The organism is Thalassospira sp. MCCC 1A01148, assembly GCF_001613795.1.
In the GTDB taxonomy this organism is placed as follows: domain Bacteria; phylum Pseudomonadota; class Alphaproteobacteria; order Rhodospirillales; family Thalassospiraceae; genus Thalassospira.
The window spans coordinates 1-20,015 of sequence record NZ_LPVZ01000022.1 but is presented as its reverse complement, the minus strand read 5'-3'; the positions used below and the strand labels follow the sequence as shown (position 1 = coordinate 20,015).

Below are 20,015 nucleotides of genomic sequence, written 5' to 3'. Positions count from 1 at the left end.
TGAATGAGTGGATATCGATTCAAATGAAGGCAGTAATTCTTGCAGGCGGATATGGCAGCCGATTGAGCGAAGAAACCTCGGTCAAGCCAAAGCCGATGGTCGAAATTGGTGGCAAGCCGATCCTGTGGCACCTGATGAAGATTTACGCGGCACACGGGGTGAATGAATTCGTGATCTGCCTTGGCTACAAGGGCTATGTGATCAAGGAATATTTCGCCAACTACTTCCTGCATCACGCCGACGTCACCATTGATATGGCGACCAATCAGCTTGAATATCACAATGCCAATGCAGAACCCTGGAAAATAACGCTGGTCGATACCGGCCTGAACAGCATGACCGGCGGCCGTATCAAGCGCGTGGCCGACTATCTTGATGATAATGCGCCCTTCTGCCTGACTTACGGCGACGGGCTTGGCAATATTGACATCACCGCCAGTATCGACTTCCATAAAAAACAGGGCCGCAAGGCAACCATGACGGTGGTCTCACCTCCGGGCCGGTTTGGCGCGACTGTACTTGACGGGGATCGTGTCTCGGCCTTTCAGGAGAAGCCGCTGGGCGATGGTGCGCGCATCAATGCCGGCTTCTTCGTCTGCGAAAAATCCGTGCTCAACGAAATTGCCGAAGACAAAACCGTCTGGGAAGCTGAACCGCTGCGTAATCTCTCTGATCAGGGTGAACTTTCTGCATGGCGTCACGATGGTTTCTGGCAGCCGATGGACACACTGCGCGAGAAACATATGCTGGAGACCCTGTGGACCGAAGGTAACGCCCCCTGGAAGGTCTGGTAACTGCCATGCGCACCAGCGAAAACCTGCGATCATTCTGGTCGGGAAAGCGCGTTCTTCTGACCGGTCATACCGGTTTCAAGGGCAGTTGGGCAGCATGCTGGCTAATGCAGATGGGCGCAGAAGTTCATGGCTTTGCGTTGGCACCAGAAACTGATCCCAGCCTGCATGACCTGCTTGATCTAGACTATGCATCGCAAACCATTGCCGACTTGCGTGACCGGGCCGACGTCGCCGACATGGTAAGAAAGGTCCAACCCGAACTTGTCCTGCATATGGCGGCCCAACCGCTTGTTCGCCGTGGATATCGCCAACCGGTCGAGACCATGGCAACCAACATAATGGGCACTGCTAACCTTCTGGATGCGTTGCGTGATAGTCCGGGTCTCAAAGGTGTTCTGGTCGTGACCAGCGACAAGGCCTATGACAATGACAGTTACGATCAGGCACATGGTGAAATCGTATTTACCGAAGGCGATGCACTGGGCGGCCGCGACCCCTATAGTGCGTCCAAAGGCTGTCAGGAAATTGTCACGCGCAGTTTCGGTCAAAGCTATTTCCGCGCGGCAAACATTCCGGTGGTAACGGCACGTGCTGGCAATGTTGTTGGCGGCGGCGACTGGTCAGAAGACCGACTGATGACCGATATCATCCGCGCCGTTTCCAACGGTGATCCAGTCGAACTGCGTAACCCCCGCACCACACGCCCCTGGCAACATGTGATTGAGCCGGTTTCGGGATATCTGATGTATCTTCAGGCTGCGGTTGAAGGCAAAACCACAGTTCCGGCTCTTAATTTCGGCCCCCATGAATCACACACGGTGGGGCATGTTACCAATCTCATGCTGGATGCATGGGGATCAACGGCCGGTATTACGCAACAGGACAACTCCGGTGGCAGCAAGGAGGCGCTCACATTGGCGCTGAATTCAAGCCTTGCCACCAAAACACTCGCGTGGGAACCGCGCCTCGAATTACCGACATGTGTGGAATGGATAGTCGCATGGCACAAGGCACATCTTGATGACCGCAAAATGCGCGACGTGACCGAGGCCCAGATTGCCTCGTTTGAGATGATGATGGATACAAAATGACAACGCCAACCTGCCGCGCCTGCGGAACCGCTCTGAAACACACGCTTGTTGATCTTGGGCTTAGCCCGCTTGCCAACTCCTATGTGTCGCTTGATCAGGCAGACCAGACGGACCCGCGCTACCCACTGCATGCGCGTGTTTGCAGCAACTGCTTCCTTGTTCAGGTCGATGATGTTGTCCCGCCGTCTGACATCTTCAGTCATTATGCCTATTTCTCAAGCTACTCCTCAAGCTGGGTTGAGCATGCCCGAAACTACTGCGAAACCGCAACCGAGCGACTTGGTCTTGGAAAGGACTCCTTTGTGGTCGAAGTGGCATCCAACGATGGCTATTTGCTTCAGCATTTTGTCGCCAAATCAATCCCGGTATTGGGCGTTGAACCGGCTGCAAATGTCGCCGAGGAAGCCGAGAAAAAAGGCGTTAAAAGCCTCGTCGCCTTTTTTGGCAAGGAAACGGCCGAAAAGGTCGTCGCCGAACATGGCCACGCAAACCTGACCGCAGCCAACAATGTTCTAGCCCATGTGCCAGACATCAACGATTTCATCTCGGGCTTTGCCGCAGTTCTGGCTGATGATGGGGTCTCAACCTTTGAATTCCCGCATCTTCTGAACCTTCTGGAAAAGACCCAGTTCGACACGATCTATCACGAACATTTCTCCTACCTCTCGCTCTACGCGGTCGAGAAATGCTTTGAAAGCAATGGCCTAAAGGTCTTTGACGTGGAAGAACTCCCAACCCATGGCGGCAGCTTGCGTGTCTGGGCCCAGAAAACCATCGGCACCCGGTCCGAGACAGACCGCCTTGCAGCCCTTCGCGCCAAAGAGGCTGAGGCGGGCATTGCGACCCTGGCCTGCTACGAAGGCTTTGACGCGAAATGCCGCAAGATCCGTGACGATCTGCTGGCATTCCTCAAATCCGCCAAGACAGAGGGCAAAACCGTTGCCGGCTATGGTGCAGCCGCCAAGGGCAATACGCTGTTGAACTATTGCGACATTGGTACCGACCTGATTGATTTTGTGGTTGATGCCAACCCGCACAAGCAAAACACGCTCCTGCCCGGCAGCCATATTCCGGTCCACGCACCCGATCACCTCAAGGTCGCGAAACCGGACTATGTCCTGATCCTGCCATGGAACCTGTCGGCCGAGATCATGAAAAGCATGTCGCATGTCAGCGACTGGGGCGGAAAGTTCATGGTTGCCATCCCCAGGGTCGAAGTGATCGGATGAGATTTATTGCGACAGATATCAATGGCGTCGACCTGATCGAGCTTGAAAAGCACAGCGATGATCGCGGCTTTTTCGCACGCTCCTTCTGCAAAGAAGAACTGGCTGCAAATGGTCATGACTTCGAGGTCGTTCAGGCAAATCTGTCCTTTAATCACCATGCGGGCACACTGCGCGGCATGCATTATCAGGCAGCCCCGGTCGGCGACCCCAAAATCGTTCGCTGCATTTCCGGCGCGATCTATGATGTGGTCATTGATTTGCGACCAGATTCAGCAAGCTACTGCAAATGGGTAGGCGCCGAATTGTCAGCGACCAACCGCAATTCCCTGATCATCCCGGCCGGCTGTGCACATGGCTTCCTGACGCTTGAACCCGATACCGAGGTTCTCTATCTGATGGGCGCGCCCTTCGTGCCCGATCTCGCATCGGGCGTGCGCTGGAACGATCCGGCTTTCGGTATTTCATGGCCCGAAAAGCCGGCGATCATCAATGATCGTGATGCCAACTACCCTGATTACGAGCCACCAAAATGAAGGTCCTCGTTACTGGTGCCAACGGCCTGATCGGCCCCTATGCCAGCCAAAAGCTGTTTCACACCGGCCATGATGTCATTACCTGCGGGCGATCTGTACCAGAAGATGGCGCTCTGCCCGGCCGTCACATCTCCGGTGATTTGCTTGACGCGGACTTTCGCAAGCAACTGATTGAAAGCGAACGTCCCGACGGCTTAATTCATTTGGCCTGGCAGACCAAACACGGTCATTTCTGGAATGCTCCCGACAACCCCGATTGGCGTGTCGCCAGCATTGATCTTCTGGATCGATTCCATGATCGGGGTGGCGAACGCGCCGTACTGGCCGGAAGCTGTGCCGAATATGACTGGCAGGGTATAGCGCCGGGTCAGAAACTGACCGAAGACGCAGCATGTAAACCCCACACGCTTTATGGGCAGGAAAAGCTTAAACTCGCCCAGCATTGCCTTGAACTGAACGCCCAAGGCGCATCCATTGCCTGGGGACGCCTGTTCCTGCTGTGCGGCCCGCAAGAGGCCCCGGCGCGCTTCGTCCCGGCGATCACGCGTGCGCTTCTGGAAGGTGAAACTGCCAAAATGAGTTCCGGCAAACAAATCCGCGATTTCATGCATGTCGCAGATGCCGGTGCCGCCTTTGCCAAGCTGATCGATCATCCCTTCACGGGCCTAATCAATATCGCCACCGGCGAAGGTCACAGCCTGCTGGAAGTCGCCGAAACACTGAAAACCCTCATAGGGCGCGGGTCAATCGCTGCGGGAAGCATGCAAGATCGTCCCGATGACCCGCCCTATCTGGTTGCGGATACATCAGTACTCACGCAAACGGTTGGTTTCAATTGTGAATTTGACCTAACATCCGCATTACAGGATTGTATTGATTGGTGGCAGTGAAATGAAACTTAAGGACCGACTGCGGAAATTACTGGGCATCAAACCCAAATCGGCAAAGCTTCCCGCCCATGTCACCATTGGCAAGCATTCCTATGGCCTGAACAAAAACATGGTCGCGGGTGTCTCTGCCGATGCTGCCCTTTCCGTTGGCTCCTATTGCTCCATCGGGCCGGACGTGCTGTTCCTTTGCAAGGTCGACCACCCCTTAGGCTATCCCAGTACATATCCGCTTAAAACGCGCCTTTGGCACCCGGACCAGCCCAATAGTGATGCTATTACCAAGGGACCAATCACACTTGGTCATGATGTCTGGATCGGGGCGCGGGCCATTATTCTCTCTGGTGTTTCTATCGGTACCGGTGCGGTCGTCGCAGCTGGCGCCATCGTCACCAAGGACGTCCCGCCCTATGCCATCGTCGGCGGCAATCCGGCGCGAATCATCAAAAAGCGTTTTGACGATCAACAAATCGAACAACTTCTTGCAACTCGCTGGTGGGAATGCAGCGACGCGGAACTGCGCCAGATGGCTGATCTGCTCTATGGCGATGTAGATGCATTTATCGAAGCCCTGCAGAACCGCGCATAACACTCTGCTCACAACCTACCCCAACCCGCGTGATACCCGGAAAATCTCGCCTCTAAGCCATTTATGGGCGGCGTTGGCGGCGTTGCGGACGTGCCAGTACTGGGCAAAGCCGTATTCGGGGAAATCAAACGGCAGATCGAACTGTCCGAACCCCTCCATCATGGCCCCTGCCAGACGCGACGGCAGGGTTGCGATGATGTCAGTACCGCGGATCAGGTTGGCAACACTGGCAAAGGTTGGTACCTGAAGGGCGGTGCGCCGTGATCGGCCAAGTCCGCGCAGGATGTCATCAATTGCCGAACTGTCATTGGCCCCGATCATCACGCGGGCATGACTGGCGGCACAATACCGGTCCAGCGTATCGGGCAAAACATCATGAAACGCCGGATCATAAAAGCAGCGCATCTGTTCACGAAAAAGGCCCTGGCGGGCAATATCGCCATGCTTGCCCGAGGAATCGATACTGATCGCATGATCAATCGTGCCATCGCGCAGACATCTGACCATCCTGTCAAATCCGGGTACCGGCAAAATCTTGAGCCGGATATCCGCCGCGCAATTCCGAACCCGCTTCATCAGGGCGGGCAAAATCACCGCCACCTCGTAATCATTGGCGCCAATCACGAAATGCGCACTCTGTTCCGCGTTATCGGGATCAAAGGCCACCACGCGGGTCAGGCTCCGCATCCCTTGCAGCAATACGCGCACCTGTGGCGCGATTTCATCGGCATGGGCGGTTGGCGCAACTGATCTGCCTGACCGGACAAACAGCGGGTCGCCAATAATCTGGCGCAACCGCTCCAGCCCGTGACTGACGGTTGGCTGCCCGACATCAAGGCGGTGCGCAGCCGCCGTCACCGACCCTTCGTCATAGATCGTCAGGAACAGCCTTAGCAGGCGATAATCAAGATCCAATTCATCGATATCCATGCATACTGATTATCATATCCATCGAATTGATCATATGCATTAATAGGCGCAGATTTCTCCCATACACAGGCAACGCCTGACACCCGATAGGAGAAAACCAACATGACCATCTTGATCACCGGTGCGACCGGCCAACTTGGAAGCCTTGTTGTCAAACATCTGCTGGATCGCATCCCGGCAAGTGACATCGCCGTCAGTGTCCGCAAGCCGGAAAAGGCCGCCGACCTTGCCGCCAAGAGCATTGATGTCCGCGCAGGCGATTTCAATGATCTGGCCCTGATGACAACCGCCTTCAAGGGCATTGAAACCGCGCTGATCATCTCGGCCGAGGACGACAACGCAACCCGCATCAAACAGCACCGCACCGCTGTCGATGCCGCCAAGGCCGCAGGCGTCAAACACATCGTCTATACCGGCATTGTCGACCCCAAGGCCGATGCGGATTTCACCTATTCGGCCATTCACCTCGATACTGAAAACTACATTCGCGAAAGCGGCCTTGCCTTCACCATTCTGCGCAACAGCTTTTATGCAGACCTGTTGCTGGCCGGTGTCCCGCACGCGCTTGAAACCGGCGATTTCGGCGCCCCGGCGGGTGATGCCAAAATCACCTATATCCCGCGCAATGACCTGGCGGAAGCCGCCGCCGTGGTGCTGGCCAAGCCAGCCGATCACGTCAACAAAACCTATGACCTGACCGGGACCAAGGGCGTCACCCATACCGAAATTGCCGGCTATATCGCAGACGCCACCGGCAAGCCGATCAAATTCGTGGACCTGCCAGCAGAGGTCCATACCGGCATCCTAGGCAGCCTCGGCCTGCCGGGTCACCTGGTCGAAGCCCTTGCGGGCCTTTATGTTGGCGCGAAGAAAGGCGACTACGAAACCGTAAGTGACGATTTCGAAACGCTGGTCGGTCGCAAACCACAGTCTGTCGAGAATTTCATTCAGACCGCATTGGCAAACTGATCCACCCCACCGAAACAAAAAAACGGGCCCCGAAAGGGGCCCGGCAAGTTTTCAGGGAGGCATCGGAATGTTGGTCAAGACGATGGGGCTTGACCCTGACCTTTACGGCGCAAAGGTCAGCAGGGAGGAGACAAAAAGCACGGCGGTCGACGTAATCGAAAAGGCGATATATTTGACAATCATGTTCAGGGTCCTTTGCGGGGTGACAGGCAAGACAGCACCGGGGACGCACCACCTTGCCTGTCGGGTAGAACTGGTTTCCGCCGAAACTTCCTGTCCGTCGCCGGAACCGGAACATGGCGGGGTTATCGAGACTAAAGTCCCAAGTCTGACAGCCCCGGATGATCATCCGGACGGCGTCCAAGAGGCCAATGGAACAGCCGGTCTTCTGCCGAAATCGGCTTGTCATTGATCGATGCCACACGATGGCGCATCAGCCCGTCTTCATCGAATTCCCAGTTCTCGTTGCCATAGGCCCGGAACCAGTTGCCGCTGTCATCGCGATATTCATAGGCAAAGCGCACAGCAATGCGGTTTTCGTGAAACGCCCAAAGTTCCTTGATCAGGCGATACTCGATTTCCTTGGCCCATTTACGGGTAAGGAACTCCACGATGTTTTCACGGGCCGCGAACATTTCGGCACGGTTGCGCCAGCGGCTGTCTGGTGTATAGGCCAACGACACCTTTTCAGGATCGCGGCTGTTCCAGCCATCCTCGGCCAAACGGACCTTCTGTTTGGCAGTCTCAACGTTAAAGGGCGGAAGCGGTGGCCGTGACATCAATCTTGTCCTTTGGTCTGTGGTCAAAAAGGGGGACCCCGGTCGGCGCGGAGCAACATGCGGAGGGGGGATTGCCGACCGGGGCTTTACCGGAAGCGTGCCCTGCCCTTAGGCGGCAGAAGCATTCACGACCGGGAAATCAATCGGGGTATCAAAGGCTTCGTTGAGATAGTTGGTGAGCGTATTGAGCGCGACATGCGCGACAATCTCGACCAGCTCGGCCTCGCTGTAACCGGCAAGCTTGACGGCACTGACATCGGCCTCAGACACCCGGCCACGATTCGTCACCAGGGCCGCGGCAAAGCGCACAGCCGCATCGGCCTTCTGATCGGTGGAACCACCATTGCGGTTCGCCGTGATCTCGGCATCATCAAGCTTTGCAAGGTTTTTACCCAGATAGGTATGCGCCGACAGGCAGTAGTCACAGCCGTTGATCTGCGCAACCGCAAGGGCGATGCGTTCGCGTGTTTGCGGATCCAGCGCGCCTTTTGACAGCGCACCATTCAAACCAAGATAGCCTTCAAGGGCCGCCGGGCTGTTTGCCGTCAGACGAAACAGGTTCGGAACCGAACCAAGCATCTTGTTCACACCCTCAAGAAGCGGCTGCGAAGCATCAGGGGCGGCATTGATCGAAGCAGGCAGAGAAATACGGGTCATTGGAACTCTCCTTAACAAGTTCGGGTTGATCAGTGTTGAAAACATATATACAGACAGGTCTGTCTATTTGTCAAATATATTTTTGAAATGATCGTTCTAATATCCGAAAGGCTTGCTATTCTGCGGCTTTCCCGCCAAAAGAATACAGACCGGTCTGACTATGGAACTATCGAATCCGACTATTGGAGTGAAGAAAGTTGAAATCAAAACGCGACGTGCTTGTCGATACGGCCCTGCGGCTTTTCTATACACAGGGCTTCAATGCCACCGGAATCGACAAGATTTTGGCCGAGTCCGGCGTCGCCAAAATGACGATGTACAAGCATTTCAAATCCAAGGATGAGCTGATCCTGGCCGCCCTCACCCGGCGCGATGAACAATTCCGTGAGTGGCTGACATCGGAAATGCAAAAGGCATCCGCCAACCCGCGCGAACAGCTTCTGGCGATGTTTGATGCGCTTGAAGAATGGTTTCACGGCCGTGCTTTCAAGGGCATGGGATTCTCTCGCTGCGCATTCATCAACGCCTCAAGCGAATTCGCCAAGCTTGACCACCCCGCCCATCAGGTCGCGGCCGAACACAAGGTCTGTGTCCTCGAACATATCGCGGATCTCTGTGATAAAGCCGGTGCGGCAGAACCCCGGAAACTGGCCGAACAGCTTGCGCTGCTAAAGGAAGGCGCGATTGTCACCGCCCAGGTGCGTGGCATGCCCGAATCGGCGCAGATCGCCAAAACCATGGCAACCACATTGCTTGATGCGGCCCTGCCCGCCTGACGCCTGGCACAAACCTGACGACAAAAACAAAAACGGGGCCATCAGGCCCCGTTTTTTGTTCGGCACAGCAAGCTGACCATCAGCTGTCCAGTTCAACAAACACCACTTCGCCGTCTTTGAGCTTAAGCCCAAGCTGGCCGTGTTTGAGACGCAGCGCATACTGCCCGAAAAGCTCGCGTCGCCAGCCGCGCATGGCCGGAACATCCGCATTGTCATCGGCTGCGATGTTTTGCAAATCATCGCTTGAGGCCACCAGACGCTGGGCAACACCCTTTTCCTCGGCACACAGCTTCAAAAGGACTTTCAGCAACTCGACCGTCGGACCAATCCCGGCTGGCAACTCGATGCGTTGCTTTGGCTTGGGCCATTGGTCCTGCGGGCTATCAAGGGCTGCCTTGATCGCCTCGATAATCGCCTGCCCCGGTTTGGAACTGCCAAAATTGCGTCCGACACCGCGGGTTTTATCAAGATCCTTGTCCGTCATCGGCTGACGGGCCGCGATATCAAGCAAGGTATCATCGCGCAAAATCCGGTTACGCGGCAGGTTCTTGCGCTGCGCTTCGGTTTCGCGCCATTCGCCAAGCGCACGGGCCACGGCAAGGAATTTCGGGCTGTTGGACCGGGTTTTAAGCCGCTTCCACGCATCGGCCGGGTCAATCGAATAGATCGACGGATCGGTCAGGCGTTCCATTTCCTCAAACAGCCATGCCGCACGGCCATTGGCTTCAAGGCGTTCGTGGAACGCCTCATAGATCACGCGCAGATGCGTAACATCTGAAAGTGCGTAACTGATCTGTTTGGAAGACAGCGGCCGGCGCGACCAATCGGTAAAGCGCATCGATTTATCAATGCTTTTGCGCGCCACCTTGTTGACCAGCGTCTCATAGCCGACCTGATCGCCATAGCCCAGCACCATCGCCGCCACCTGGGTATCAAACACCGGATGGGGCACCTTGCCCGACAGATGGACGAAAATTTCGATATCCTGACGGGCGGCGTGAAATACCTTCACGACATCCTCGTCCTGCATCAGCTCGAACAGCGGTGCAAGGTCAATGCCCTCGGCCAGCGGATCAACCGCAGCGCCGTTGTCTGACGACTCCGGACTTGCCAGCTGCACCAGACACAGTTGCGGCCAATAGGTCGAGTCCCGCATGAATTCGGTATCGACAGTGACATATTCGAACTTGCGCAATCTTTCACACAGATCACGAAGTTCTTCTGTAGTTGTAATCGGTTCCATGTCGATTGCTATAGCATTGCGCAGCACAATCCGCCAGTGGCTTCGGTGCAGAGCTGATCTTCGGCTTCGTCAGGCGAAAACGGCCACAACATCCCGGAGCGACTAGATAATCTCGTCCTCATCAAGAAGCGGATCGGATTGCAGGTGGGTTTCGATGGCATCCATGCGTTCCTGCACCTCGGATGGCCGTTTGATCGAGGCAACATGAAACAGCGCATCGCCCTGGTTGACGATCGGCAGGTTGGTCCGCCCGATGATCAAGCCGTCTTCACGCGCAAAGATATCCTCGTCGCGCTGGCCGAACGGATCGGACACCGCCGCAACCACGTCCCCGGCATGCACAAAATCGCCCGCCAGCTTGAAGGTTCGCAAGATCCCCCCGGCTGGCGCGCGCAGCCAATGGCTGTTTGATGACTTAAATGATGGCACACGCGGTTCGCGCACGGTGCGTTGCGATGTCATGCCCAATTTGCGCATCACTCGTAAAACACCCGAAACCCCTGCCCGGATCGACATTTCATCAAAACGAAGCCCCTCGCCTGCTTCATACAGCAGGATCGGCACGCCAAGTTCGCGCGCAGCCTCGCGCAGCGACCCGTCGCGCAACGGACTGGTCAAAATGATCGGCGCGCCAAAGGCCTCGGCAAAACTCATGATTTCCGGGTCATCTTCATTGACCCGGATTTGTGGCAGGTTCACCCGGTTCACGGCGGCTGTGTGCAAATCGATCCCGAAATCGGACCGTTCGACGATCTCGCTCAAGAAAAGGTGGGCAAGCTGCCCGGCAAGCGATCCACGGGAATGGCCCGGAAACGACCGGTTCAAATCACGCCGGTCGGGCAGATAACGCGTATGGTTCAAAAACCCGAACGCATTGACCACGGGAACTGCCAGCAACGTTCCGCGCATGCCGCGCAAGGCCGACGACTTCAAGACACGCCGGATCACTTCCACCCCGACAATCTCGTCGCCATGCACCGCCCCGCTGACAAAAATCACCGGGCCGGGCCGTTTGCCATGCACAACACTCACCGTCAGATTGACCGGCGTGTGGTTTGACAGCAGCGAAATCGGAATATCGACAAGCTGGCGTGTGCCCGGTGCAACCTTTTGCCCGCCGATTTCGAAATCAGGGGCCTTTGGGGTTCTGGCTTTTGACGCCTTGCCTTTCCCCGTCGAAGATCCGGCCTCGCTCATGCCCTTATCCCTTGCCCTTGGTCCGTACCTTGCCGGGTTTGAAATCCTTTTCCATGAAATCAATGATCATCCCGGCAATGTCCTTGCCTGTCGCCACCTCGATCCCCTCAAGCCCCGGGGATGAGTTCACCTCCATCACCACCGGCCCGTGGTTGGAGCGCAGAATGTCAACACCGCATACATTCAGGCCCATGGCCTTGGCTGCTTCCACGGCGGTTGCGCGTTCCTGCGGCGTAATGCGGATTGACCGCGATGACCCGCCGCGATGGATGTTGGAACGGAAATCACCCTCCGCCCCTTTGCGCTCCATGCTGGCAACCACCTTGCCGCCAATCACAAAGCAACGGATATCACTGTTCCCGGCTTCCTTGATGAATTCCTGCACCATGATCGCAACATTGGCCCCGCGAAAGGCCTCGATCACGGATTTTGCAGATTTCTCTGTTTCGCCCAGAACCACACCGATGCCCTGCGTCCCTTCAAGGAGTTTGATCACCACGGGCGCGCCGCCAACAATTGACAGTACCTCGTCGGTCTTTTTGGGATCATGGGCAAAGGCGGTAACCGGCAGGCCAATGCCACGGCGCGCCAAAATCTGCAGGGAACGCAGCTTGTCGCGTGACCGGCCAATCGCCACCGATTCATTCAGCGGATAAACACCCATCATTTCGAACTGACGCAATACCGCCAGACCGAACTGTGTCACCGACACACCAATACGCGGGATCACCGCATCATATCCCGTCAGCTTCGCTCCGCCGTAATAGATTTCAGGTTTGAGCGACGTGATATTCATCGACACCCGCAGGGTACTGATGATGTCCAACTCATGCCCGCGATCTTCGGCCGCCTCGACCAACCGTTTGTGGGAGTAAAGATTGGGATTGCGTGCAAGCATCGCGATTTTCATGAGATGTCCCCCTTGGTCGGCATAAAACGGCGCGCGCCCGGTATCATACCGGCTGCGGGCGAATGAGAAATTGTCAGAAAGTAAAACGGCCTTGCCGGGAACTTGTTCCGGCGATGGTGCGTTCTTCTGCGCGTCTATCTCTGTTCCGGCTTCCCTGCAAGATAAGATTTTGATGGCAACACCAAAAATCTTCCTGCCTTCATCGCTGTACGGCCCAAAAGCATGGGAAAGCCCATGATTGACCGATTTGCCAGCGACACTTCAACTTTCAATTTGTGATGCCCGACCAGGATATGGGTCGAAATCACAAAGCGTTCTTCGGCACTTCCGTTCGAAGAGCGAATCTCGCGACGCTCCAGCAACGGGGCCAAACATTCAATCGGGCCATGCCCGTCGCCGCGATAGTGCGGCAGGGTAAAGGCAACGAAATCGCGCCCGTCACGCTCAATCTGTATCGGATTGATCGCATGCAGCGACGATGTCCGCGCCCCTGTATCAACCTTAGCCTTGATCACCGGCACGTCAAGGTCGGGAAGTCCGATCCATTCCCGCCAGCCCAGAACATGCCCGTCCGCGATCAATGATGCGGTCTGGGTTTTAAGCGACGGTTTTGCATTTACGCGTTGTGGGCTCACATGCAGCTTCCAATTGTTGAACGGCACTTTGTTAGATGTGGTCGATGATACCCTGTAACAACCTGATCGGCTTGCGAAATCGGCTAAAACAGCATCGTGATTACAGCGCCATATCTTCCATCACGTTGCGCACAAGGGGCAAGGTCACGGCACGCTTTTCTGCCAGTGCGCGCCGGTCAATCGCCGCCACCAGTTCACTTAACGCCGCAAAGGATCGTTCGATCCTTGGCAAAACATAACTGATGATTTGCGGGCTGGCCGGGATTTGCCGGTCAGCAAACAGCTTGATCAGAAGTCCGACAATCAAATCATCATCCGGTGGTGAAATCTCGCACACCAGTGCCGCGCCCAGTCGTGATTTCAGATCGGGCAGCGTGATCTGCCAACGCGATGGCGGCTGGCTTGCGGTCAAAAGCAAATGGCCGCCGCGTTCTTTAAGCATATTGTAAATGTGGAAACAGACCGTCTCATCAAGGCCGCCATCCGCATCCTCGATCACAAGACCGGTCGCATCCCCCAGGATCTCGTCGGCATTTTGCACACCAAGATCAGCGGCCGCGACCTGCAAGGCACCGGACCGCGCCCGCCAGACTTCCGCCAGGTGACTTTTGCCACACCCCTTTGGCCCATAAAGACACATTGCCGGTGCGGGCCATTTCGGCCATTGGTCGATCCACGCCACGGCTTGGCTGTTGCAATCGGCCACCATGAAATCGTCACGCCCAAGTGCCGGGCGCATTTCAAGGGCCAATGGCAATTGCTGTGGATCGTTATCTTTATCCGGTTTGGAAGTCACCCGGGTCACACTAAGCTCAATTTGCAGGTCTCTATGTTCTACTGGGTTCTACTGGCTTTCGGAATCCGCACCGGCACCGTTGCTGGCACCGGATCCATGATCATACAGCCGACTATCCAGATACTGCCTTAAACCATAACGGACAAGCACGCCAATAACAGCCGCCACCGGCACGGCGAGCATCACGCCCAGAAGGCCAAACACCGCACCACCGGCCAGCAAGGCAAACATCACCCAGACCGCATGCAGGCCGACCTTGTCACCAACCAGTTTCGGCGTCAGGAAATTACCCTCAAGCACCTGCCCGATCAAAAACACAATCGCAACAAGCCCAAGATCAAGGCCAAAGCCGAACTGGGCCAGCGCAACGCCCATGCCCACCGCAAATCCGGCAATCATCCCGAAATAGGGCACAAACGATACAAGCCCGGTCATCAACCCGATGACAAAGCCGAACTCAAGCCCCGCCAGCGTCAGGCCAAGCCCGTAAAACAGGCCCAGCAAAATGCACACGGTCGCCTGCCCGCGCACAAAGCCCGCAAGGGTTTCGTCAATCTCGCTGACACACTGGCGGATATCCTTGGCCGATCGCCGTGGCAGGTAACTGTCCACCTTGGCAACGATCTTGTCCCAGTCGCGCAGCAGATAAAATGACACAACCGGCGTAATGAACAGCAAACTCAGGAAGTTCAAAAGCGCCAGCCCACCCGACAGGACTTCACTTAAGACATTGCCCACCCATTTAAGGGCGTTGGCACTCTGTCCCTTGATCGCGTCTGATACGCTTTGCAGGGTTTCGGGCGCGACACGGTCGAGGACACTTTGCAAATACGGCGCAACATTGGTGCGCAAGGTATCGACATAGCCGGGGAACCGTTCAAGGAATCCTGCCAGCTGGCTACCGATCATCGGCACCACCAGCAACATCACCAGAATGAAAACAAGGAAGAACAGCACCGTAATGATGCTGGTCGCAATCACCCGGCTCGTCCCGCGCGCCTCAAGCTTGTCTGCCAGCGGATCAAGGAAATAGGCAATCGCCATCCCGGCCACGAATGGCAACAGGATGCTCGAAAACAGCCAGATCAGGAAAAAGAATCCGACGACAAAGATCAGCCAGAAACGCGCTTGCTGCCGTAATGTCATCTTCGGGTCCCCCTGTTACCCTTCCCCGTAGTCAAACGGGCTTAACTGCCAAGTGATAATCCATCAAGGCGATCCGAACCGCTTGGCTGGATGAACCAAAGTTCACCCATCCGGCTCAGGCTAAGATTCTGTTGATTAAGGGCAGTCTGCAACTGATTGGTCGAGCCGACATAATCAAGTGACAGCTGCACTTCACGCTTGGACATTGCGACAACCCGCGAATTGCGCACCACCGGAAGCCCGACCAGCTTTTTCTCGATCCCGGCCCAGTCGCCAAGACCGGTAATCGGGATAAACACCATCAGGTTGCCACCCGTGCCGTAATTGATCAGGTTCGCCCGTTTCCAGCCATCGGCCAATTGGTCCTGCACCGATTTGGCCGCGCGTACCAGCGTCTCGTTCAAAGTCTCGCCGGCTTGCGTCTTTTCCTGCACGCCAAAAATCTGCGGCGCACCGGTGGGGTCATACCGCGTGACGGAAACATTCACCGTTTCACCACTTTGCGGGCCGGTGACCTCGGCACTCGCCACCACGGCGACATCCGCACCATAGCGCCGTGCCAGTTGGCCCAGAGGCTCCATTGCTCCGTTTTCTGCCTGTTCGGCTGTAATCGCGCTGATATCGGTCAGATCGCCAATCGGCGCCTTGATCGGCACAAGTCCCGATGTCGCGATATTGCGCGACCAGACCTCGCGCCACGGATTGGGATCATCCCACAGGCTGACATAATTGTTCGTGCGATAGACCGGCACGATCATCACCGGCTTGGATTGCAGCTCGGCAAAGGAAATATCGCGGAACCGAAGGTACCGGCGCAGCTCGTCATCCTTGAAACGCACCGTCATGTCGGCGATATAGCGCACCGAGGATGTCTTTTCATTCGACACCCCGAAATCGCGCACCATGTTCGTGATCGTCGATGTATCGGGCATGGCAAGTCCGGCCCGATCTTCGGGCAGGGTCAAACGGGCTACCACTTCTTCAAAGGCCTTGCGCTGGCCGATCTCAAGTGCGCTTTCGCGCGCGGCGGCGGCTGTTTCGGCGCGCTCGTCAACATGAACACCGGTCACGGTGAAAATGTCCTGTGCGCCCGCCGGAAATGCCATGATCGCGGCAACGGTCGCCGTGACCGCCAACATCTTGATGTTTTTCAATGAAGTAAGCACGTATGCCTCTTTGCCCTAATCGTGTCTTGTTGGAGTCTTCTATAACGCTCTTTGTGGCATGTTGAACGCATTCTGCAAAGAAAACTCTGTCATGCGCAGGTGATCATTGCATATTGTCCGCGTTTGAGTATTTTCGGCCCAGCGGAAATTATCAAGCCCGCGTTTTTTATCAGTAGAGCGTAGATCACCCTCTACATCTGATTAAAGGCGTCAGTAAGGCGGATTGGTCAAACAGCAGGACTACCCTGCGACCCGGACCGCACGTGCCCCGTGTTTGACGCATGGAAGTCGGTATGTACTGATCAAAAACGCGGGTCCGCCCGCTTTTATTCATGCACGCGCGAAGCCAGGGATCACCAACATGACCGCCTCTAACGGCCTTACCTATAAGGACTCCGGTGTCGATATCGATGCCGGGAATGACCTTGTCGAACGAATCAAACCGCTTGCAAAAGCAACAACCCGTTCCGGTGTTGCCGGCGGTCTTGGCGGTTTCGGTGCCCTTTTTGATCTGAAGGCCGCCGGATATAACGACCCGGTTCTGGTGTCCTGCACCGATGGTGTCGGCACCAAGCTCAAAGTCGCCTTCCTCGCTGACAAACATGACACCGTTGGCATCGACCTTGTCGCCATGAGTGTCAATGACCTTGTCGTTCAGGGTGCGGAACCGCTTCTCTTCCTTGATTACTTCGCAACCGGCAAGCTGTCGGTCGATAACGCCGCAAGTGTTGTTGCCGGCATTGCCGAGGGCTGCAAACAGGCTGGCTGTGCGCTGATCGGTGGTGAAACCGCCGAAATGCCCGGTATGTATGCCGACGGCGAATATGATCTGGCCGGTTTTGCGGTTGGTGCGGCCGAACGCGGCGAACTGCTTGACGGCTCGAACGTTGCCGAGGGCGATGTCATTCTTGGCCTCGCCTCCAGCGGTGTACATTCCAATGGCTATTCGCTGGTCCGCAAGGTTGTCGAGACGGCCGGTCTTGAATATTCCGACGAAGCCCCGTTCGCACCGGGCAAAACCGTTGGCGAAGCCCTGCTTGAACCGACGAAGGTTTATGTCAAAAGCTGTCTCGCGGCCCACAAGGCCGGTCTGGTCAAGGCACTTGCCCACATCACGGGTGGCGGCCTGACCGAAAACGTGCCGCGCGTTCTCCCCGAAAACCTCACCGCTGTCTTTGATGCCAGCTGCTGGGAATACCTGCCGGTCTTTAAATGGCTGTCCAAACAGGGCGGCATTCCGGCCATGGAAATGGCGCGCACCTTTAACTGCGGCATTGGCATGTGCGTGGTCGTTCCGGCGGACAAAGCCGATGAAGCCGAAGCCATCCTGCGCGAGCACGGCGAAACCGTCAGCCAGATCGGTGTCATCGGCCCGCGCGCAGGCGATGGGCCGCAGGTCGTGATCAAGAACATGGCCCGTACATGGGACAAGTAAGCAACGGCAAGAAGCTCAAGCTCGCCGTTCTGATCTCAGGCGGCGGGTCCAACCTGCAAGCCATCATTGATGCCTGCAACGCATCTGACTACCCGGCCGAAATCGTGCTGGTATTTTCCAACCAGACCCAGGCGGGCGGGCTTGAACGCGCGCGTCGTGCCGGCATCCGGGCAGAAGCCATCCCGCACAAGGGCTATCCCGGCGGGCGCGAAGCTTATGACGATGCCGTCAGCACCCTGATCGCGGAAAGCGGTGCCGACCTTGTCGTTCTGGCAGGCTACCTGCGTCTGGTCAGTGAAAGCTTTACCGCGCGCTGGAAAGACAAGCTGATCAACATCCACCCGTCCCTTCTGCCAAGCTTCAAGGGCCTGCATGTTCATCAGGCCGCCCTTGATGCCGGGGTGAAGTTCGCGGGTTGCACCGTGCATTATGTCGTGCCCGAAGTCGATAGCGGCCCGATCATCGCGCAGGCCGTGGTTCCGGTCCTGCCCGGCGATGATGCTGGCAAACTCGCCCAGCGCATCCTGAAGCAGGAACACCGCATCTACCCGCAGGTCATCCGCTGGATCGCCGAAGGCCGCGTCTCCGTCGATGCCAAGGGCATTGTGACCGTCACAGACGCCCCGCAAGCCGACTTCGCCGAAATCAACCCGGCACTCGAACCCGGATGAAAGAACCTGTGGCGCTGGCTGCGCAGGTTTCTGAACGCATGAAAAAGCGGGCCATAGTCATATGGCCTGTTTTTTTTGTGCTGTGCTGCCAAATCGGCAAAGCACGACCATAATCTCTGCGCATTCTGATGGTGTGGTGTGCTGGTTAAACGCCACCGCCACCACCGAAATCACCGCCACCAGAGAAAACCGCATCATGAAACACAAGCTCCCCGGACTCATCACTGCCCTCGCCGTTTTGGCGGCCCTGCCGACCCACGCAATGGCAGAGGCCGACGGCGCAGACATGCAAACCGGCGACAAACACTGGCGGGCGCAAAAATGCGCGGTCTATCAGGACGTGCGCGCCGAATTGCTCGACACCATTCCGCGCGGCGCACTCAGCCCCGAATTCGCCAAGGCCGAAGAAGACTATATCGAAAATGGCTGTGCGGGCCGCGCCTATGCCTGCCCGAAATCCAAGACAGAGCTCGACTATGCCAACGAGATGTCACTTGCAATGATGAGCCACGGGCTCACCGGCACCTTCCTGCCCTATGGCTGCAAATCGGGCATCCAGTAAGTCCTTGGCATCAAAGGTGAACCAAACCAAATGTGAAGTCGGTCAAAGGTATGACATTCAGGGTTAATCTCGCACTTGCCTGCGCTCAACCCAACGGCTATACATTTGAAAAATCCCAATCCCCAAATCCCAAGGAGGCAAGTTTGCAGGGTAACGATTACGAACTCACCGAAACCCATGTCAGCATCTATCACGGCTACACCAATTTCGTGAAATGGGGCACCATCTCTATCATTGCCCTTCTGATCCTGATGGCGATCTTCCTTCTGTGATCTGCCGGTTGGCATTGATCCGAAAAATTGAAAAGCTGCCGTTTTCCGGCAGCTTTTTTTTATGTTCAAAGCGTATCTGTCTCATAGCGCACGACGTTAAACCCTTCCTCCACGCTTGGCGGGACAAAAGCCGCATTGATCTGATGGAACTGGGCGTCGCTTGCGGCAAACTGATGGGTTCCGGCCCGGTTGCGCACCCGAAGCCGCGCAATGCATACATCATCCTCAAGATCGAGATAATGCAAAACATGATCGGCCCCGGACTCCTCGACGATCCCGCGCATCCAGTGACGCAAGCCCACTGTATTGGCCGGGAAATCCAGCACCACCGATAATCCGCACCGCAGCAACATTGCCACATGCGGGCCCATCACACCGCGAAGCTTTTCCGAGACCCGGACATAATCGGCAACGGAGCGCATCTGGTCGCCAAAAAGCGTTGAAAGCCATTCATCCTCGGCAATCAGCACCGTCCCCGGCTTGCGCGCCAGTTCCGCCGCAAGCGTCGATTTACCCGCCGCGATCTTGCCACACAGCATATGCAGGGTTCCGGCCCTGGTTCCATGTGCCGGGGTCGATGGGCTGTTGGTATGCGCTAACTCGGATAAAGGCCTGGTCATTTCTGTCTCCCGTTTCTTGAACTAGGTTCTGGCCGGGAGACAGCCACAAAAAAACCCGCCTCGCCGGCGGGTGGGTCTCAATTGGTCAAAACGTCGCTACCCCGCCACTCTATGAGAGGCGGTAAAAA

General features: G+C 56.4%; 24 protein-coding genes. 12 read left to right on the top strand and 12 right to left on the bottom strand.

All coding sequences use genetic code 11. From position 1 onward, the window contains the following. Positions 1 to 23: 23 nt before the first annotated feature. Genes rfbF through AUQ43_RS17540 form a run of 6 tightly spaced genes read left to right on the top strand, consistent with a single transcriptional unit; the run spans position 24 to position 5,123 of the window. Positions 24 to 794 carry a glucose-1-phosphate cytidylyltransferase gene (gene rfbF, locus AUQ43_RS17565; RefSeq protein WP_062957623.1) on the top strand — a complete coding sequence of 257 codons (771 nt, stop codon included), beginning with the start codon at positions 24 to 26 and terminating at the stop codon, positions 792 to 794. 5 nt (positions 795 to 799) lie between these two features. After that, on the top strand, positions 800 to 1,885 hold the full coding sequence (gene rfbG, locus AUQ43_RS17560) for a CDP-glucose 4,6-dehydratase (RefSeq protein WP_062957622.1): 1,086 nt from the start codon (positions 800 to 802) through the stop codon (positions 1,883 to 1,885). After that, positions 1,882 to 3,114 (top strand): class I SAM-dependent methyltransferase, encoded by a 1,233-nt coding sequence (locus tag AUQ43_RS17555; RefSeq protein WP_062957621.1) that lies wholly within the window; start codon positions 1,882 to 1,884, stop codon positions 3,112 to 3,114. Before rfbG ends, AUQ43_RS17555 begins: the two co-directional genes overlap by 4 nt. After that, positions 3,111 to 3,647, top strand: a complete 537-nt coding sequence (gene rfbC, locus AUQ43_RS17550) for a dTDP-4-dehydrorhamnose 3,5-epimerase (protein ID WP_062957620.1) — start codon at positions 3,111 to 3,113, stop codon at positions 3,645 to 3,647. The genes AUQ43_RS17555 and rfbC overlap by 4 nt, the downstream gene beginning before the upstream one ends. Further along, positions 3,644 to 4,537, top strand: coding sequence for an NAD(P)-dependent oxidoreductase (locus AUQ43_RS17545; protein WP_062957619.1), 894 nt, complete (start codon positions 3,644 to 3,646; stop codon positions 4,535 to 4,537). The genes rfbC and AUQ43_RS17545 overlap by 4 nt, the downstream gene beginning before the upstream one ends. 1 nt (position 4,538) lies before the next feature. After that, complete coding sequence (locus AUQ43_RS17540; RefSeq protein WP_062957618.1) at positions 4,539 to 5,123, top strand: CatB-related O-acetyltransferase; 585 nt, start codon at positions 4,539 to 4,541, stop codon at positions 5,121 to 5,123. 15 nt (positions 5,124 to 5,138) lie between these two features. Here the strand turns inward: AUQ43_RS17540 and AUQ43_RS17535 are convergent, their stop codons facing one another. Then, entirely contained in the window at positions 5,139 to 6,053 is a 915-nt protein-coding gene (locus tag AUQ43_RS17535; protein WP_062957617.1) for a LysR family transcriptional regulator, read from the bottom strand. A gap of 102 nt (positions 6,054 to 6,155) precedes the next feature. Here AUQ43_RS17535 and AUQ43_RS17530 point away from each other — a divergent pair, with 102 nt between their 5' ends. Continuing rightward, entirely contained in the window at positions 6,156 to 7,022 is an 867-nt protein-coding gene (locus AUQ43_RS17530) for an SDR family oxidoreductase (protein ID WP_062957616.1), read from the top strand. A 314-nt stretch (positions 7,023 to 7,336) separates the two neighbouring features. On the opposite strand, the gene AUQ43_RS17525 is transcribed toward AUQ43_RS17530, so the two are convergent. Beyond that, positions 7,337 to 7,801 (bottom strand): DUF1348 family protein, encoded by a 465-nt coding sequence (locus AUQ43_RS17525; protein ID WP_062957615.1) that lies wholly within the window; start codon positions 7,799 to 7,801, stop codon positions 7,337 to 7,339. Positions 7,802 to 7,909: 108 nt separating this feature from the next. Further along, a complete protein-coding gene (locus tag AUQ43_RS17520; RefSeq protein WP_062957614.1) occupies positions 7,910 to 8,458 on the bottom strand; it encodes a carboxymuconolactone decarboxylase family protein in 549 nt (182 codons plus the stop codon). Positions 8,459 to 8,655: 197 nt separating this feature from the next. Between AUQ43_RS17520 and AUQ43_RS17515 the strand changes: the two genes are divergently transcribed. Next, positions 8,656 to 9,234 (top strand): TetR/AcrR family transcriptional regulator, encoded by a 579-nt coding sequence (locus tag AUQ43_RS17515; RefSeq protein ID WP_062957613.1) that lies wholly within the window; start codon positions 8,656 to 8,658, stop codon positions 9,232 to 9,234. Between the two features lie 79 nt (positions 9,235 to 9,313). Here AUQ43_RS17515 and rnd read toward each other — a convergent pair whose 3' ends face one another. From rnd to AUQ43_RS17480, 7 genes are all read right to left on the bottom strand, one after another. Then, complete coding sequence (rnd, locus tag AUQ43_RS17510) at positions 9,314 to 10,477, bottom strand: ribonuclease D (protein ID WP_062957612.1); 1,164 nt, start codon at positions 10,475 to 10,477, stop codon at positions 9,314 to 9,316. A gap of 102 nt (positions 10,478 to 10,579) precedes the next feature. Continuing rightward, positions 10,580 to 11,674, bottom strand: coding sequence for a succinylglutamate desuccinylase/aspartoacylase family protein (locus AUQ43_RS17505; protein WP_084272152.1), 1,095 nt, complete (start codon positions 11,672 to 11,674; stop codon positions 10,580 to 10,582). A gap of 4 nt (positions 11,675 to 11,678) precedes the next feature. Continuing rightward, complete coding sequence (rimK, locus tag AUQ43_RS17500; RefSeq protein ID WP_062957611.1) at positions 11,679 to 12,584, bottom strand: 30S ribosomal protein S6--L-glutamate ligase; 906 nt, start codon at positions 12,582 to 12,584, stop codon at positions 11,679 to 11,681. 134 nt (positions 12,585 to 12,718) lie between these two features. Then, on the bottom strand, positions 12,719 to 13,219 hold the full coding sequence (locus AUQ43_RS17495; protein ID WP_062957817.1) for a RimK/LysX family protein: 501 nt from the start codon (positions 13,217 to 13,219) through the stop codon (positions 12,719 to 12,721). 100 nt (positions 13,220 to 13,319) lie between these two features. Then, entirely contained in the window at positions 13,320 to 14,024 is a 705-nt protein-coding gene (locus tag AUQ43_RS17490; protein ID WP_062957610.1) for a DnaA ATPase domain-containing protein, read from the bottom strand. A gap of 39 nt (positions 14,025 to 14,063) precedes the next feature. After that, the gene (locus tag AUQ43_RS17485; protein WP_062957609.1) at positions 14,064 to 15,161 is read right to left on the bottom strand and encodes an AI-2E family transporter; all 1,098 of its coding nucleotides are present in this window, start codon (positions 15,159 to 15,161) and stop codon (positions 14,064 to 14,066) included. Between the two features lie 41 nt (positions 15,162 to 15,202). Further along, positions 15,203 to 16,327, bottom strand: coding sequence for a DUF2066 domain-containing protein (locus AUQ43_RS17480; RefSeq protein WP_232310736.1), 1,125 nt, complete (start codon positions 16,325 to 16,327; stop codon positions 15,203 to 15,205). A gap of 361 nt (positions 16,328 to 16,688) precedes the next feature. Between AUQ43_RS17480 and purM the strand changes: the two genes are divergently transcribed. Together purM and purN are read left to right on the top strand one after the other, a co-directional pair. Next, positions 16,689 to 17,762, top strand: coding sequence for a phosphoribosylformylglycinamidine cyclo-ligase (gene purM, locus AUQ43_RS17475; protein WP_062957816.1), 1,074 nt, complete (start codon positions 16,689 to 16,691; stop codon positions 17,760 to 17,762). Then, positions 17,750 to 18,433, top strand: coding sequence for a phosphoribosylglycinamide formyltransferase (gene purN, locus AUQ43_RS17470; RefSeq protein WP_062957607.1), 684 nt, complete (start codon positions 17,750 to 17,752; stop codon positions 18,431 to 18,433). Before purM ends, purN begins: the two co-directional genes overlap by 13 nt. A gap of 57 nt (positions 18,434 to 18,490) precedes the next feature. Here purN and AUQ43_RS20385 read toward each other — a convergent pair whose 3' ends face one another. Then, the gene (locus AUQ43_RS20385) at positions 18,491 to 18,631 is read right to left on the bottom strand and encodes a hypothetical protein (RefSeq protein ID WP_157088481.1); all 141 of its coding nucleotides are present in this window, start codon (positions 18,629 to 18,631) and stop codon (positions 18,491 to 18,493) included. On the opposite strand from AUQ43_RS20385, the gene AUQ43_RS17465 reads away from it, so the two are divergent. Both AUQ43_RS17465 and AUQ43_RS20470 read left to right on the top strand, forming a co-directional pair. After that, positions 18,630 to 18,995, top strand: coding sequence for a hypothetical protein (locus AUQ43_RS17465; protein WP_147250451.1), 366 nt, complete (start codon positions 18,630 to 18,632; stop codon positions 18,993 to 18,995). The two genes, AUQ43_RS20385 and AUQ43_RS17465, sit on opposite strands and share 2 nt — an antisense overlap. Positions 18,996 to 19,138: 143 nt before the next feature. Next, positions 19,139 to 19,267 carry an aa3-type cytochrome c oxidase subunit IV gene (locus AUQ43_RS20470; protein ID WP_198157185.1) on the top strand — a complete coding sequence of 43 codons (129 nt, stop codon included), beginning with the start codon at positions 19,139 to 19,141 and terminating at the stop codon, positions 19,265 to 19,267. Between the two features lie 65 nt (positions 19,268 to 19,332). On the opposite strand, the gene AUQ43_RS17455 is transcribed toward AUQ43_RS20470, so the two are convergent. Next, entirely contained in the window at positions 19,333 to 19,887 is a 555-nt protein-coding gene (locus tag AUQ43_RS17455; protein ID WP_232310735.1) for an ATP-binding protein, read from the bottom strand. Positions 19,888 to 20,015: the final 128 nt, after the last annotated feature.

Excerpts from the sequence above, each read along its gene's own strand:
- purM (WP_062957816.1), top strand. The coding sequence starts at position 16,689 with ATGACCGCCTCTAACGGCCTTACCTATAAGGACTCCGGTGTCGATATC.
- AUQ43_RS17485 (WP_062957609.1), bottom strand. The coding sequence starts at position 15,161 with ATGACATTACGGCAGCAAGCGCGTTTCTGGCTGATCTTTGTCGTCGGA.
- rfbG (WP_062957622.1), top strand. The coding sequence starts at position 800 with ATGCGCACCAGCGAAAACCTGCGATCATTCTGGTCGGGAAAGCGCGTT.
- AUQ43_RS17535 (WP_062957617.1), bottom strand. The coding sequence starts at position 6,053 with ATGGATATCGATGAATTGGATCTTGATTATCGCCTGCTAAGGCTGTTC.
- rnd (WP_062957612.1), bottom strand. The coding sequence starts at position 10,477 with ATGGAACCGATTACAACTACAGAAGAACTTCGTGATCTGTGTGAAAGA.
- AUQ43_RS17455 (WP_232310735.1), bottom strand. The coding sequence starts at position 19,887 with ATGACCAGGCCTTTATCCGAGTTAGCGCATACCAACAGCCCATCGACC.
- AUQ43_RS17530 (WP_062957616.1), top strand. The coding sequence starts at position 6,156 with ATGACCATCTTGATCACCGGTGCGACCGGCCAACTTGGAAGCCTTGTT.
- AUQ43_RS17525 (WP_062957615.1), bottom strand. The coding sequence starts at position 7,801 with ATGTCACGGCCACCGCTTCCGCCCTTTAACGTTGAGACTGCCAAACAG.
- rimK (WP_062957611.1), bottom strand. The coding sequence starts at position 12,584 with ATGAAAATCGCGATGCTTGCACGCAATCCCAATCTTTACTCCCACAAA.
- rfbF (WP_062957623.1), top strand. The coding sequence starts at position 24 with ATGAAGGCAGTAATTCTTGCAGGCGGATATGGCAGCCGATTGAGCGAA.
- purN (WP_062957607.1), top strand. The coding sequence starts at position 17,750 with ATGGGACAAGTAAGCAACGGCAAGAAGCTCAAGCTCGCCGTTCTGATC.
- AUQ43_RS17520 (WP_062957614.1), bottom strand. The coding sequence starts at position 8,458 with ATGACCCGTATTTCTCTGCCTGCTTCGATCAATGCCGCCCCTGATGCT.
- AUQ43_RS20385 (WP_157088481.1), bottom strand. The coding sequence starts at position 18,631 with ATGATGCGGTTTTCTCTGGTGGCGGTGATTTCGGTGGTGGCGGTGGCG.
- AUQ43_RS17540 (WP_062957618.1), top strand. The coding sequence starts at position 4,539 with ATGAAACTTAAGGACCGACTGCGGAAATTACTGGGCATCAAACCCAAA.
- AUQ43_RS17465 (WP_147250451.1), top strand. The coding sequence starts at position 18,630 with ATGAAACACAAGCTCCCCGGACTCATCACTGCCCTCGCCGTTTTGGCG.
- AUQ43_RS17505 (WP_084272152.1), bottom strand. The coding sequence starts at position 11,674 with ATGAGCGAGGCCGGATCTTCGACGGGGAAAGGCAAGGCGTCAAAAGCC.
- AUQ43_RS17555 (WP_062957621.1), top strand. The coding sequence starts at position 1,882 with ATGACAACGCCAACCTGCCGCGCCTGCGGAACCGCTCTGAAACACACG.
- rfbC (WP_062957620.1), top strand. The coding sequence starts at position 3,111 with ATGAGATTTATTGCGACAGATATCAATGGCGTCGACCTGATCGAGCTT.
- AUQ43_RS17545 (WP_062957619.1), top strand. The coding sequence starts at position 3,644 with ATGAAGGTCCTCGTTACTGGTGCCAACGGCCTGATCGGCCCCTATGCC.